Here is a 15094-nt window from a genome sequence, read left to right as displayed (position 1 = left end):
CCGCCCTTGTCCAGACGGCACCATTTCAGCGGGAAATATACGGATTCTCTATTGCACCAGGCCTCTAGTGCCCTGTGCCGTTAGATCCGTCCTATTCCTCGCCGCGCGTTACAATAATACGGTCTTCATAGATCTCTTCAAGTGCAACACCAACATACTTATGCGATTTAGGCGCAACGATATCGGTCTTGCCGCCTTCACGCAGCGCTCTGGCCCGGCGGGCTGAAGCGACTACCAGGGAATACTTGCTGTCGACCTTAGTCACCAGTTCGTCAATGGATGGATATAGCATGTAAGGCACCTCTTCATCTTTTACTGTAAATATGGACCAATCCTGTTGAACCGTTCATCGCACCTTACAATGTTCGGCGATAATGATGCTTTCTATTCGCTTGCAGGCCAGATCAATCTCATCATTCACTACGGCATAATCATAATGCCGGATCAAACCGATCTCGTCCTCTGCCACAGACATGCGGTGGCTGATCACATCAGGATGCTCTGTTCCGCGTCCGCGAATACGGTCCTTCAACTCGTCCATGGACGGGGGAAGAAGGAATACAAAGATCCCTTCGGGAAATTTCTCTTTGACTTTGAGAGCTCCCTGAACCTCGATCTCCAGAATAATATCTCTTCCGCTCTCAAGTGTTCTCTCTACAAAATCACGCGGAGTACCGTAATAATTGCCTACGTACTCCGCATATTCCAGCAGCTTGTCGCCTTCAATCATGTCGGCGAACTGCTCTCTGGATTTGAAAAAGTAATTGACTCCGTCCTCTTCACCCGAACGCGGCAAGCGTGTGGTGGCAGAAACAGAATAGACGAGTTCAGGCATTCTCGGCCGCAGCGCAGTGCAGACCGTACCTTTGCCGACACCGGAAGGGCCGGACAGTATAATCAGCAATCCTTTTGACATAATACACTCCAATTGTTGTTATTCGTCGTTATCGTCATCTTTGCTGGATAGGCGGTGAGCAACGGTCTCAGGCTGTACAGCCGAGAGAATCACATGATCGCTATCCGTAATAATAACAGCCCTTGTCCGCCTTCCGTAGGTGGCATCGATCAGCATATGCCTGTCTCTGGCCTCCTGTATAATTCTCTTAATCGGCGCCGATTCCGGGCTGACAATGGAAATAATACGGTTGGCTGACACGATATTCCCAAAGCCGATGTTGATTAATTTGATTGCCATGTTCCGGTTGTTCCCCCCATAAATTCCATCATTGCATGCTTCAGGTCCCTGTCATTCTAAATTCGCCGCTTGTTCACGAATCTTCTCAAGCTCCGCCTTCATATCAAGCGTGAGATTCACTACTGCCAGATGATTGCACTTCGACCCGATTGTGTTGGTCTCCCTGTTCATCTCCTGAATAAGAAAATCCAGCTTGCGTCCGACAGGCTCACTGCCTAGCAGCAGCGCCCGGCACTGGCCGAAATGGCTATAGAGCCGGGTTAGCTCCTCATCTATATTGCAGCGGTCGGCAAAAATGGCAACTTCCATGCCGAATTTATGCTCATCCCATGGGAAGCTCCCGTCATTCAGCAGGCTAAGCCGCTGCCGCAGCTTCTCGCGGTATTCCTCAACCACCAGAGGGGCAAGCGCGCTAATCCCGGTGTGCAGCTCTTCCAGACGGTCAAGCCGCCGGGTCAGATCTGCTGTCAGATAGGCACCTTCACGGCTACGCATCTCCAGCAGAGCCTCCAGACTAAGATGAAGCCCCTTCTCCAGAAGACCGGCAAGTTCCCCGGAGGAATCTGCTGGAGCAGGAGAAGCCTCTTCCTTAGCGTCCATCACACCGGGCATAGCAAGAATATCCCGAAGGGTTAACTCCCCCTTGAAGCCATACTCCCGGACCAGTGCTTCCGCTGCGTCAAGATAGGACTTCACCATATTGCGGTCCAGCGCATGCGCGTCAGCCGCTCCATCGGTAAGTTCCCTATTAATAATGACATCTACCCGTCCCCGTCTGATATGAGCCTGAACCAATCTGCGCAGCATATCCTCATAACCCGTCCATTCCCGGGGCATCCGCAGCACAACTTCGCAGTACCGGTTATTCACCGATTTCACTTCGAAGGTAATCTTGTAACCGCCGAATGGCAGGGCTGACTGACCGTATCCGGTCATACTAAATGACAACGGAATCACATCCATTACACTATTGTAATTGATTCTTACTAGCGAAACAAGGGGGATAATTGCCGTCCCTGCTTCTCCCAAATATACTCTAACAGCTGCACACTCATATCATAGAACATAAATGGCGTAATCAGATAAATGCCGTTAAAATGCGGAATCACCGCATCCAGCAGCTCCTTGGCGATCATAACTCCTTCAGCCCGTCCCGCTTCGCCTTCGAGCCCCTGCATCCGGCTGCGCACCTCGGCGGATAGCTGAATGCCCGGAACCTCATTATGAAGATACTCCGCATTCCGGCCGCTGGCCAGCGGCATGATCCCGATGAAGATCGGAATATCCAGATGCCGGGTGGCCTTGGCAATACGGGCAATCAATTCAGGATCATACACGGGCTGGGTCATGATATAATCCGCACCCGAGGCAATCTTCTTCTCCAGCCGCTCCACCGCTTTGTCCAGATGCTTGACGTTGGGATTGAAGGCTGCGCCGATGACGAACTTGGCCTTTTGCTTGAGCGGCTTGCCGGAGAAGGCTATACCGTCATTCAACTGCTTGATCATACGTATGATTTCGAAAGAGGTCAGGTCATAAATCGAGCTTGAGCCCGGCAGGTCCCCGAATCGTGCGGGGTCTCCGGTCACAGCCAGAACATGGTCAATGCCCAGCGCGTCGAAGCCCATCAGATGCGACTGTGTGCCAATCAGATTGCGGTCACGGCAGGCCACATGCACCAGCGGCCGCAGACCCGTGCGGGCCTGCACCAGATGTCCGAGCGCCATATTGCTCATCCGGGTTACGGCAAGCGAATTATCGGCGAGTGTCAGCGCGTCGGCTCCGGCCCGGCGCAGCGCCTCTGCCCCGCGCATGAACTTCGCGATGTCCAGATCACGCGGAGGATCAAGCTCCACGATGACGGTATGACGTTCCTTCACCAGATCCACAAGCGTCGGTTCGCCGCCGCCCTGTCCCTGGTCCACTGCCAGATGCTCCTGTACAGCAATCCGTTCAGCCGTTACAGCTTCAGCAGGTTCAGGCAGCGGTTCAACCACATAACCCTTGAGTGCAGCAGAGATCTCTTCAATATGCCGGGGTGTGGTACCGCAGCAGCCTCCGATGATCCGGCTGCCCATGTCCGCGAAGACCGGAGCCATCTGGCCGAAATATTCCGGTGAAGCCCCATAGCGGTACTGTCCGTCCACATAATCCGCTACCCCTGCATTCGGATAGATCGACACCGGAAGCACCAGCTTGCCCTGAAGCGTACCCAGCGCACGCTTGATTCCGTTCGGTCCGGTGTTGCAGTTGAAGCCGATGACATCCGCTCCGTCCTGCTGCAGAATATGGAAGGCTTCCGGCAGGGTTAACCCGTCCAGCGTCCGCGCCGAATCATCTACAGCCAGCTGGCAGATCACCGGTAGAGCACTGAGCTTGCGCACAGCCTTAAGCGCCAGATGAAGCTCTTCGACATCATAGAAGGTCTCCAGCATAATCCCGTCCGGCGCTTCTTCCAGGAGTGCCGCAATCTGCTGCGAGAAGAATCTCTTCAGCTCGGAAGCGGACAGATTGGCCCGCTTACCGGCGCGGATCGAACCGATTGCACCGACGACATAACCGTTCTCTCCGGCAGCCTTGCGGGCAATTCTGACCCCCGCACGGTTGATATCCGCAACCTTGGATTCCAGACCGAACTTGGACAGCTTGTCGTAGTTGGCCGAGTATGTGTTACTCTCCAGCAGTACAGCACCGGCATTAATGTAGCTCCGGTGCACATCCTCAATTACCTCCGGAGAGGTCAGATTCAATTCCTCATAAGAGATGCCGACAGGGAAACCCTTCTGATACAAAAAGGTTCCCATCGCTCCGTCTCCGACTAATACGTTCTTCTCCCATGCAGAGCGCAAATCCGGCTTCACCGCAAGAACCTCCCCCAACTGACATTAGTTTCATACTAATGTAACATAAAACGGGATGGATGATAAGCTTTAGCAGGCAATTTAGGCTGCGGCTGCTTTTCCTTGTATGCGGGTCCGGCAATTGATTTATACTACTCCTAATCTTTGCAGAGGAGCCTGTGAAATGAAGAAGAATACAAGGAAGCTGCTGCTGCGCAAATATGCCGTGATCCTCCTGCTGTCTGCGCTCTCAGTGCTATATCTGTACCTGACGGACTGGATGCTGGGCTATGGCCTGGGGAATATCAGCTACATTCTGAACTATCTGCTGTACACCGCTTCCGAGAAGCTGACTGCGGCTGCACTGCTGCTGCTTCTGATCATTCCGGACGCCATCTATTGGGTTCGCGGGAATCAGCCTGGCCGGGGGGCGGAGAAATGATCGCGGACCGCCGTTACAATCACCAGTACTACCGGAATTACCACCATGAAATAAGGATATACCCTGTACAGCAGGGTCCCTCCCTCATCCAGATGTTCAATGAAGCTGCGCGCATCCAGCATAGAGGTGAACAGAATGATCAGCGCACAGGGATAGAGCATCCTGCGGTACGGCATCCGGAACAGCTCGGAAATTCCGACCAGCGCCGCAGCGAAGAATACCGCCATTTTGAAAAAAACTCCGATAATCAGCACCATGACCACGAAAATATCTACCCGCTGAATGAAATCCGAAATGGAAATCTTGCTGATCGTCGGCATCAGCGGGAGCGGGGAGCGTTCCACAATATCCTCACCCAGGACAGAAATGTTCAATGCCATAGTGAAGCTGAGCAAAAGCGCGGAGAACAGCATGGCGGCGGCAATGACCCACGGGCCTTTTTTGACATTTGCCAGATAAGGCATCAGCATCGTGAAGCACACCATCTCCCCGAACGGAAACATATAATTCTGATGAATAACCGAGGCCAGCACCGGCTGGATTCCATTCTCAAGTACCGGCAACAATCTGTTAAGATTGATCGATCCCGAGAGCATCAGCATCAGGGTCCCGAACAGGCCGATCAGCATCACCACCACCGCAAATACCATGGAAGTTCTGCCCAGCACCTCTATTCCCTTATGCAGCACATAGGCTCCCGATAGCAGCATCAGGGTACTGAGGATGAACAGGGGCGTGTTGTGCATAGTCGCCATAGCCAGCATAGAGCTGCCATCGCGCAGATCCCGGGCGGCAAGATTAATGTAGAGAATAATGTATGCCAGGGCTACCGGGGTCCCGATATATTTGCCGAGCAGCTTCCTCGTATAGGTTGTAAAAGGCAGATCCGGCTGCTTCCGGTAGAGATAGGCATACCCGCTGAACACAATTAGCCCGGCCACACAGCCGAGCAGAATGGAGAGCCACGCATCCCGGCCTGACTCCATGCCCAGATTAACAACCAGCGCCGTGCCCAGTTCAAACAGAATCGTCAAGCAAAAAAACTCGCCCAATCCAATTTTGACCTTCCCCATCCCTGATTCTCCTCCCCTGTAAACTTAATAGATTTGAAAAGAATTACCGCGCATATCCGTATGCCGGATGACTACATCCGCCTCGAATTGGATTCCACAGGTGGTAAATACCTCTTCCCAATGATCCTTGACCTTCTTCCAGCCACGAGGGTTCTTACGCTGAAGTGCTTGTCCAAAGCCGAGATAATCACTCTTAAATCCTCTGGCAGCACTTACGGCCGCCTTAATCTGTCTCACTGTCTCTTCTGTAAGCTGGTCCGACAGCTCATCCAGCACCCGGGGAGAAGTAAGATCCAGCGTATTCGGAGATTCCTTGAGCGCAGCCTGCTGCGTGATTTTGACAGTAATGACGGGATGCTCCGGGTCTGCCGACTGGACCTTCAGTGTCACCTGGGATTGATAGATATTGAAGGAAATATAACCGCCCTCCTTATCTTTGATCAGGCTCGGATACTCCTTGAGCTTATTATGCAGCAGAGCGGTACCCAGCGCGGCATCGCCTGTAAGCCAGCCCTTCAATTGGTCATCCTTGAATGCCGCCAGCCCGGAGACTCTCAGGACTGTCCGGGGTTCGATATTCTTCAGGCTCTCATTGCTGCCTGCCTGTTCACGGTCTCCGCTGGTATATACCCCATTGATGATCGGACCGCCTCCCCTGATCTGAATTCCCCGGATTACGTCATCTACTGCCATCCTGAAGTTATACCCAAATTGCTTGGAGGTCGTCTCCAGCTTCTCTACCAGGTCATTGGCCGGGATTTTGCTGAACACCGTCATGGTAGACATCAATTCGCGCGCAGGCTGTCCCTTGGTGATAAAAATCTCGCTGTTAAGCCGGGTATCACTCTCCCGTTCCAGTACATCCAGGATGTCCTTGATGCCTTCGCGGGCGAACTTCTCGGAGATCACCAGGACCCGCACATGTCCCAGCGATAAGAAGCGTGCCGTCTGGCGGGAAGCGTCCGCGAGCGCCTCGAACATCGTCCGGCCTACCCCTGTGTAGAGAGCAACCGGCGAGATTCCCCTGCTCTTCTCCCCGGATATTTCCTCCGCCACAATCACTTGGAAAGAAAGCTTGTACTTCTCAGCCTCCGAATCCCCCCTGTCGATCGCCACTCCGGAAATAATGGCCCGCCGGTTGAGTTCAACATTGTCCCAGCAGCCTGTTAGCAGCACTTGAAGGACCAGCAGCAGGGCCAGGCTCAGGCAAAAGGATCTATTTCTCATCGGGCTCCCCCTCCATTCCCCGCCCTTCAGGAGTATCATTCTTGAGAATGAGCGGCGGCAGCTGCTCGTCATGGCCTGTGGTTAACTGCATATACTCCGGCAGCTCCTTACTCATCTGCTTCGGTGTTTTGTCGCGCCCTACGACCCAGAGCGGGAGTCTGAGAATGGTATCCTTCTGCCCGTTGACCGAGAGAGGTACGAAGGGGAATAGGTAAGGTACACCGAAGGAACGCAGACTGCTCATATGGGCCACAAATACAATCAGTCCCAGTGTAATTCCATAGAAGCCGAACAAACTCGCCAGGATCAGAAAAGCAAACCGGATAATTCTGCCGGCAATCGCCATGTTATACGCCGGAATGGCAAAGCTGGCAATCCCGGTCAACGCAACTACGATAACCATGATTGGCGTAATAATTCCGGCCTCTACCACCGCCGTTCCCAGAATCAGCGCTCCGACCACGGACACCGTCTGCCCGATGGCGCGCGGCATACGCACCCCGGCTTCACGCAGAATTTCAAATGCCGTCTCCATCAGCAGCAGCTCTACAAAAGCCGGGAAGGGAACATTCTCCCGCTGGGAGAGCAGATTAATCAGCAGCGTGGTCGGAATCATCTCATAATGATAGGTGGTCAGCGCGAGATATACAGAAGGACCCAGAATCAGGACAAGGAAGCTCAAATAACGCACCAGACGCATCAATATGGCAATATCAAAGCGCTGGGAATAATCTTCGGCAGACTGAAAAAACTGCGTAAAGACCGCCGGAAGAATCAGCACAAACGGGGTACCGTCCACAATAATCACCACCCGGCCTTCGAGCAGATTGCCTGCGGCGACATCCGGCCGTTCCGAATTGTATATGGTAGGAAGCGGCGTGAACGTCTTATCCTGGATCAGCTCTTCAATAAAACCCGACTCCAGCACTTCTTCTAAGGCAATCTTACGCAGGCGTTCTCTGACCTCCTGGACCAGATCCTCCCCGGCCACTCCCTTCATATACATCAGAGCCACATGGGTATGTGTCTCTGAACCGATCTTCATTACCTCCAGGTGCAGCTTGGAGGATTTGATTCTGCGGCGGATCAGGGCAATATTCGTAGCCACTGACTCGACGAACCCGTCCTTCGGCCCACGGACCACAAGCTGGGAGGAGGGCTCGCTGACGGCCCGCTGTTCCCCGCCCCTGGTATCACAAATGATGGCTTCGAGGCAGCCCTCCATCAGGATTGCCGTATCCCCGGAGAGAATGGCCAGCATAATCTCCTTCCATTCCTCCTGAAGAACCGCGTCGCCGATGGCGAGGGCGCGGCTTAGGATAACCTGCGGAAGCGGAGATTGTTCACGGGAAGAACCGGCGCCGTCCGCCGGCTTGTCCCGGAGCAGGTCATCCGTATTGTCCAGCAGGGACCCTATTACGAATTCATTCACAGCCACAGTATCCGCCAGCCCGCTGAGATGAACTGCGGCCGCTTCTATCCGGCTGTCTCCGCCAATCCGGATTCTGCGGATCTTGAGATCCGGGCTGTCGCCAAGCTCAGTCTGAAGGTTGATCAGACTTTGGGCTACGGTATCCGCCAGGCCCAGAGGGACACTGCCTGGCTGTTGGCCCGTTGCGGAGCCTGTTCCTGGTGCCTGCGCTTTATGGTTTGACCCTGACTTCATCTCCGCTTCATCCCTTCCTGATTCATCCAAAATTCTATTATTCGCGGATATCTCTGCCATTATTCGGCCGGCCTGCCATAAGGGCTGCCATGAGACGAACAAGTAGAAGCGACTTCGCCGTCCTCTTAAAGGACGTTGCCCGTTTACTTCTATTTCAACAAAAATGCCCCGCAAGCTACCGGCTCGCGGGGCATTCTGTATATGCGGTTATGAATCTATAACGGGTTCAGATATCCACCGAGCCTGTATATACAACCTGTGCAGGACCGGTCATGTATACATGATTGTCTTCCTCATTCCATTCAATGAACAGGTCGCCGCCCTTCAGGCTGATTACCGCCGAACGGTCCGTCACTCCGTTCAGCACGGAGGAGACCAGGGTCGCGCAGGCTCCTGTTCCGCAGGCCAGAGTAGGTCCGGCACCGCGTTCCCAGACACGCATGTCCACATGCCCGCGGTTAACCACGGTGGCGAACTCCACATTTACTTTACGCGGGAAGAGCGGGTGAACCTCTAGCTTCGGCCCCCATGTGCCAAGATCGAAGGAGACCGCATCGTCCACATAGATGACCGCATGGGGATTGCCCATCGAGACCGCCGTGAAGTTGAACTCAGCTCCATCCGCTTCAATCGGATGGTTCAGCACAGGCTCAGCGTCGACGGCGACAGGAATCTGCAGTCCCGACAGGACCGGCTCGCCCATATCCACCGTCACGCTCTCTACTACCCCGTCTGTTACTTTCAGGGTTACCTTCTGTTCTCCGGCACCGATGGTTTCAATGACAAGCTGCTCGGACTCCACCAGACCATGCTCATATACGTATTTGGATACGCAGCGGATCGCATTGCCGCATTGCTCTGCTTCAGAGCCGTCGGAATTCATGATTCGCATCATGTAATCGCCGCGCTGCGAGGGCAGAATGTACACCAGTCCGTCTGCGCCGATGCCGAAGAACCGGTTGCACAGCGTAACTGCCAGCTCCGGGGCGTTGCCCGGCAGCTCATCCTCACCGAATACGATAATAAAATCATTGCCTAATCCGTGCATTTTTGTGAATTCCATTGTCAGGTCCACTCCTATAAGTAATATCAGCCTCAACACAAACCTGATTCATCATAAACCAAGCTTCTCAGTGAAACCAGCATACCTTATAGGAGCGGGGAGATGCTATTCATTTTATGCTGAAAACTTTGTACTTTTTATCATTTGGCCCCCGCCGCTGCGGCTGCGGTTCTTCATGCCGCCCCAGACGCTGCCCGCCCCCATCAGGAAGGTAGGGATACCGGCCATCACCAGCACCAGACACCATTCACGGAAGCTGAGCGGAACGGTCTTGAATACAGGCTGAAGCACAGGCAGGTACATAACAGCGAGCATCAACACGACAGAGGACAGGACGGCCAGGACCAGATATTTGTTCTGGAAAGGGTTCCGGTAGAATACCGACCGTGAGCTGCGGCAGTCAAATACGTGAATGAGCTGGGCCATGACCAGTGTTGCAAAAGCTACCGACTGCGCACGGACTAACTGCTGTGCGCTGCCCGGATCGGTCCGCAGGGTCAGCCAGAAGGCGGCCAGGGTGCAGAGGCCGATCAGCAGTCCGCGGCTGATAATCTTCCAGCCCAGTCTCCGGGCAAAAATATTCTCCTTCGCCCCGCGCGGCTTATGCTCCATCAAATCCTTCTCCGGCTGGTCTACCCCCAGCGCCATAGCGGGCAGACCGTCCGTCACCAGGTTGACCCAGAGAATCTGGATCGGCACCAGCGGCAGCGGCAGGCCCAGCATCATGGCGAAGAACATGGTCAGAATCTCGCCGACATTCGAGGCCAGCAGGTAACGGATGAACTTGCGGATATTCTCATAGATATTCCGGCCTTCTTCAATCGCCGCCACGATGGTCGAGAAGTTATCGTCCCCGAGGATCAGGGATGAAGCCTCTTTGGTGACATCCGTGCCGGTAATGCCCATCGAGATTCCGATATCGGCTGCCTTGATCGCAGGCGCATCGTTGACACCATCGCCGGTCATCGCTACGACATGGCCGTGGCGCTGCAGCGACTTCACGATCCGCAGCTTATGCTCCGGCGATACCCTCGCATATACGAAGACGCTGTCCGATACTTTATCCAGCGCATCGTCGTCCATCCGGGTAAGCTGGGTGCCGGTCAGGACCGTGCCGCCGCGCTGCAGAATGCCGAGCTGATGGGCAATGGCCTCTGCGGTGGTTCCATGGTCGCCGGTAATCATTACTGTCTTGATTCCGGCCCGGCGGGTGACGCTGATCGCATCGCGCACTTCTTTGCGCGGGGGATCGATCATTCCGGCCAGCCCCACGAAGATAAGCTGGCTCTCCGCTTCCTTCTCGCTGCCTGCTACCTCTCCGCTCCGCATGTCACGGTAAGCCATTCCGAGCACGCGCAGCGCACCTGAAGCCATTTTTTCATTGGCCTCCAGCACCTTTTGCCGCAAGGTCGGCGTGCAGGGAACAACACCGCCCTCCCACAGCATATAAGTGCAGCAATTCAGCAGCACATCGGGTGCGCCTTTGGTGCAAATCATCCTCCCGCCGGGATGATTCACAATGACCGACATCAGCTTACGCTCGGAATCGAATGGAAACTCTGTTTCCCGGGTATAGGTCACAGCAAGGGATTGGGCGGTCAGCCCCATTTTGGCGGACAAGGCCACCAGCGCACCTTCGGTCGGATCTCCCTTCAGTTCCCAGACAGGCTCCGCTTTCGCCCCTTTGTCCGCATCGGCCCCTTTGCCTTTCTTTTTGCCGCGTGTCTCGGGGATGCTTTCATAGATCTCTGCGTTGCTGCATAGAGCCCCCACCTGGAGCATGCGCCGAAGGCTCTGGTCGTTCTTCAGATCCACAGGCCTGCCCTTCTGTATTACATTCCCTACCGGAGCATATCCCTCTCCTGATACCTCGAACGTCCGCCCCGCATTCCACACCTGTGTGACTGTCATTTTGTTCTGGGTGAGCGTTCCCGTCTTATCCGAGCAGATTACGGAGGCGCAGCCCAGGGTCTCTACCGATGGCAGCTTGCGGACGATTGCTTTACGTTTGATCATCCGCTGGACCCCCAGAGCGAGCGCAATCGTCACAATCGCGGGAAGGCCTTCGGGGATCGCCGCCACTGCCAGACTCACGCCTGCCAGGAACATCGCTGTTGCGGGCTGTCCATGCAGAATCCCTGCCAGAACCACAACAATGGTAAGCCCCAGCGAGACGTAGATCAGAATCTTGCCGAGCTGCTCCAGACGGTGCTGCAGCGGAGTCTCCTGTGATTCGGTATTCTGGATCAGATCGGCAATCTTGCCCATCTCGGTAGCCATACCCGTGCGGATGACGACTCCCCGGCCGGTCCCCCGGTTCACCATCGTACCCATGAAGCCGATGTTCTTCTGGTCGCCCAGCGGAATGTCTTCGGCATGAATAGCGGTGGCATGCTTGGAGACAGGAAGGGATTCCCCCGTCAGCGCCGACTCTTCGGCATAGATCCCGCTGCACTGGAGCCAGCGGATATCCGCCGGAATCCGGTCCCCGCTCTCCAGCAGGACAATATCTCCGGGAACCAGCATTTTGGCCGGGAGCACCTCCTGCTTCCCGCCGCGCAGCACCTTGGCGGTAGGTGCGGAGAGCTGCTTCAGCGCCCTCAGTGAACGCTCGGCGCGGAACTCCTGCACGAACCCGAGCACCCCGTTAAGCAGAATAATGGCAACAATCGTAATCGCGTCAAGATATTCGCCAAGTAGGCCGGATACCAGTGTCGCCCCCATCAGCACCAGTACCATGAAATCCTTGAACTGATTGAGCAGCAGCGTAAAGGGGGATACCCTTTTGCCCTCAGACAGCTCATTGTACCCGCTCTCTTTGCGTCTTGCGGCGGCGTCCTCGGCGTTCAGGCCCGTTCCCGGATGAACGCCGAACATCTCCTGCAGCTCCTCAGCACCGAGCCGGTGCCAGCTTTTTTGTTCCATGACTAATCTTTCCCCTCCCGGTCGTTTCTTGACTTCCGGCGGCGCACAGCTTTTCCACCTGTTCATGTCCAAGTGTATTCATGGTCGTCCCAAAATATCACCGCCGGCGGCTTCCTTTTGCGCGAACCGGTGAAAGTGTGGCATCATAGAGGGAGTACTTTATTATTAGGCGACAGGAGAACTTTATCATGGCATTAGACGGCATTGTTACCCAAGCGATCGTGCATGAGCTTCAGCCCTTCATCGGTGCACGCGTCGGCAAAATATATCAACCCAGCACACATGACCTAATCTTCACGCTCCGCGGTGCAGGCGGAGGCGGCAAGCTGATGCTGTCCGCCAACCCGACCTATCCCCGGCTCCATCTGACCGAGAGAAGCAGCATCAACCCGTCCGAAGCGCCGATGTTCTGCATGCTGATGCGCAAGCATTGTGAAGGAGGGACCATCGAGAGCATTACCCAGGTGGGCCTGGAGCGGATTATCCATATCACCATCAGAACCCGCGACGAGCTGGGGGATGTCTCCGCCAAAAAAATCATTATTGAGCTGATGGGACGGCACAGCAATATCATTCTGACCGAGTTGTCCACAGGAACAATTATCGACGGCATTCATCATGTGACCCCGTCAATCAGCAGCTACCGGGTAGTGATGCCGGGAGCCGCCTATACCCAGCCGCCGCAGCAGCATAAGCTGAATCCGCTGGAGATCAGCAAAGCCGGCTTCACCGCGCTGATGGCAGCGGCAGAAGAAGCAGTTCTCTACGCAGCCGAGCATCCGGAGGAGCCGGAGGAAGACCTGATCGAAGGCGAAATCGCAGGACTGCTGGCCTCCCTTGAGGCTCCGAAGGCCAACGGCTCCGGGGGTCCCTCCCCTTCAGCCGACCCGGCCGGGTGGCTGGTCCATGCCTTCAGCGGCCTTAGTCCGCTGATCGCCGGTGAGATCGTCCACCGGTATAAGGAGCTTGGGGGAGCCGCTGAAGAATACACCAGCGGAACCGACAAGCCGGAGCAGCTATGGCAAGCCTTCGATTCCGTAATGGAGCCTGTCCGGAAGCAGGACTTCTCCCCGGTTACCGGGCTGAATGCCAAGGGTAAGCCAATCTTCTCTGCTATTGCGCTGCGGGTGATGGGCGGGAATGTGAAGCATTACAGCTCCATCAGCCTGTGCCTGGAGGATTACTACGGAGACAAGGCAGAGAAGGACACCGTCAAGCAGCGGGTAAGCGACCTCATCCGCTTCCTCAGCAACGAGCGCGCCAAGAACATCAAGAAGCTGGCCAACCTGCAAAAGGATCTGGATGAAGCCCAGGATGCAGACCAGTTCCGGATCTGGGGTGAGCTGCTGTTCGCTTCCCTGCACACCTTGAAGAAGGGCGACAAGGAAGCCAGGCTAGTCAACTACTATGATGAGGACCAGGCGGAGATTACCGTTCCGCTGGACCCGCTTCTAAGCCCTACGGACAATGCACAGCGGTATTTCAAGAAGTACAACAAGTATAAGAACAGCCTGCGGGTGATCGGGGAGCAGGTGCAGCGGACACATGAAGAGATTGCCTACATGGAGCTGCTGCTCCAGCAGCTCGCCCACGCCTCACTGAATGACATTGAGGAGATCCGCGAGGAGCTGGTCAGTCAGGGTTACCTGCGTGACCGCAGCAAGAAAGGCAAAAAGAAAAAGAAGGCCGCCAGACCCACGCTGCAGGTGTTCACTTCCTCTGAAGGAGTGGATATCTATGTCGGCAAAAACAATCTGCAAAATGAATATGTCACCAACCGCCTGGCCTCTCCGAATGATACCTGGCTGCATACCAAGGATATTCCGGGCTCGCATGTGGTGATCCGCAGCGAAGAATTCGGCGATGCCACACTGGAGGAAGCTGCACAGCTTGCGGCCTACTTCAGCCAGGCCAAGCAATCGAGCAGCGTGCCGGTTGACTGCACTCTGATCCGTTATGTCCGCAAGCCCAGCGGAGCGAAGCCCGGCTTCGTCATCTATGATCATCAGCGGACGCTGTTCGTCACACCGGATGAAGAGCGGATCAAGCGTCTGCCGAATGTTCTCCGGAGCTAAGACTCCTGGCGCAGTCGGCACATGCCGGATCTCACAGAAGGACAACTGACTGCGAAGGAATTCTGATTGTGCCTTCTATAGCTGCGCCGGTAACCCTCTGCATCGCTGTCTGGACACTTCTAATCTCACAACAAAATCTAAAAAACCCCCGCCCATTGTCGGACGGGGGTTTTTTAGATTTGTATTTGAAGCTGGTCGTCACGGCGGTATACCCTTGGACTTCCGACGGTATACTCACGGATTTCCGGCGGTATACCCTTGGATTTCCGGTGCTGCAAGTCATCCGATTTATTCATCCAATCCTTTTATCGCTCTGAATTCCCTACTCCGCCCGCTTTTGGCGGATTCGGAGGGACTTATCCCTTTGGTTTCTACACTCCGCCCACTTTTGGCCGATTCGGAGGGATTTATCCCTTTGGTTTACCCACTCCGCCCGCTTTTGGCGGATTCGGAGGGATTTATCCCTTTGGTTTACCCACTCCGCCCACTTTTGGTGGATTCGGAGGGATTTATCCCTTTGCTTTACCCACTCCGCCCGCTTTTGGCGGATTCGGAGGGATTTATCCCTTTGTTTTCTACACTCCGCCC

At 55.0% G+C, this 15094-nt stretch carries 12 protein-coding genes; 2 read left to right on the top strand and 10 right to left on the bottom strand.

What is annotated here, in order from left to right; all coding sequences use genetic code 11:
- Window positions 1–91: 91 nt before the first annotated feature.
- From rpoZ to KDC22_RS13630, 5 genes are read right to left on the bottom strand one after another with little or no spacing between them, the layout of a single operon-like run.
- Entirely contained in the window at window positions 92–292 is a 201-nt protein-coding gene (gene rpoZ / locus KDC22_RS13650) for a DNA-directed RNA polymerase subunit omega (protein ID WP_036694519.1), read from the bottom strand.
- A gap of 54 nt (window positions 293–346) precedes the next feature.
- Window positions 347–916 (bottom strand): guanylate kinase, encoded by a 570-nt coding sequence (gmk, locus tag KDC22_RS13645; RefSeq protein ID WP_173126280.1) that lies wholly within the window; start codon window positions 914–916, stop codon window positions 347–349.
- 18 nt (window positions 917–934) lie between these two features.
- Window positions 935–1195, bottom strand: a complete 261-nt coding sequence (remA, locus tag KDC22_RS13640; protein WP_006209218.1) for an extracellular matrix/biofilm regulator RemA — start codon at window positions 1193–1195, stop codon at window positions 935–937.
- Window positions 1196–1246: 51 nt separating this feature from the next.
- Window positions 1247–2143, bottom strand: a complete 897-nt coding sequence (locus tag KDC22_RS13635) for a YicC/YloC family endoribonuclease (protein WP_211723428.1) — start codon at window positions 2141–2143, stop codon at window positions 1247–1249.
- Between the two features lie 38 nt (window positions 2144–2181).
- On the bottom strand, window positions 2182–4056 hold the full coding sequence (locus tag KDC22_RS13630; protein WP_211723427.1) for a bifunctional homocysteine S-methyltransferase/methylenetetrahydrofolate reductase: 1875 nt from the start codon (window positions 4054–4056) through the stop codon (window positions 2182–2184).
- Window positions 4057–4219: 163 nt separating this feature from the next.
- Here KDC22_RS13630 and KDC22_RS13625 point away from each other — a divergent pair, with 163 nt between their 5' ends.
- Window positions 4220–4477 (top strand): hypothetical protein, encoded by a 258-nt coding sequence (locus tag KDC22_RS13625; protein ID WP_211723426.1) that lies wholly within the window; start codon window positions 4220–4222, stop codon window positions 4475–4477.
- Here the strand turns inward: KDC22_RS13625 and KDC22_RS13620 are convergent.
- The 5 genes from KDC22_RS13620 to KDC22_RS13600 all read right to left on the bottom strand — a co-directional run bounded on the left by KDC22_RS13620 (window position 4450) and on the right by KDC22_RS13600 (window position 12431).
- Window positions 4450–5550: a GerAB/ArcD/ProY family transporter gene (locus tag KDC22_RS13620; RefSeq protein ID WP_211723425.1), complete on the bottom strand. Its 1101-nt coding sequence runs from the start codon at window positions 5548–5550 to the stop codon at window positions 4450–4452. The two genes, KDC22_RS13625 and KDC22_RS13620, sit on opposite strands and share 28 nt — an antisense overlap.
- Window positions 5551–5574: 24 nt before the next feature.
- A complete protein-coding gene (locus tag KDC22_RS13615; protein WP_211723424.1) occupies window positions 5575–6777 on the bottom strand; it encodes a Ger(x)C family spore germination protein in 1203 nt (400 codons plus the stop codon).
- Window positions 6767–8443, bottom strand: coding sequence for a spore germination protein (locus KDC22_RS13610; protein WP_211723423.1), 1677 nt, complete (start codon window positions 8441–8443; stop codon window positions 6767–6769). The genes KDC22_RS13615 and KDC22_RS13610 overlap by 11 nt, the downstream gene beginning before the upstream one ends.
- A gap of 226 nt (window positions 8444–8669) precedes the next feature.
- Window positions 8670–9506 (bottom strand): diaminopimelate epimerase, encoded by an 837-nt coding sequence (dapF, locus tag KDC22_RS13605; protein ID WP_211723422.1) that lies wholly within the window; start codon window positions 9504–9506, stop codon window positions 8670–8672.
- Between the two features lie 114 nt (window positions 9507–9620).
- On the bottom strand, window positions 9621–12431 hold the full coding sequence (locus KDC22_RS13600) for a calcium-translocating P-type ATPase, SERCA-type (RefSeq protein ID WP_211723421.1): 2811 nt from the start codon (window positions 12429–12431) through the stop codon (window positions 9621–9623).
- Window positions 12432–12619: 188 nt separating this feature from the next.
- Here KDC22_RS13600 and KDC22_RS13595 point away from each other — a divergent pair, with 188 nt between their 5' ends.
- On the top strand, window positions 12620–14506 hold the full coding sequence (locus tag KDC22_RS13595) for an Rqc2 family fibronectin-binding protein (RefSeq protein ID WP_211723420.1): 1887 nt from the start codon (window positions 12620–12622) through the stop codon (window positions 14504–14506).
- Window positions 14507–15094 lie beyond the last annotated feature (588 nt).

This window comes from Paenibacillus tritici (assembly GCF_018207515.1).
Classification (GTDB): domain Bacteria; phylum Bacillota; class Bacilli; order Paenibacillales; family Paenibacillaceae; genus Paenibacillus_AQ; species Paenibacillus_AQ tritici.
Note: the sequence above shows the minus strand (reverse complement) of the source record. Positions and strands in the feature narration are given on the sequence as shown.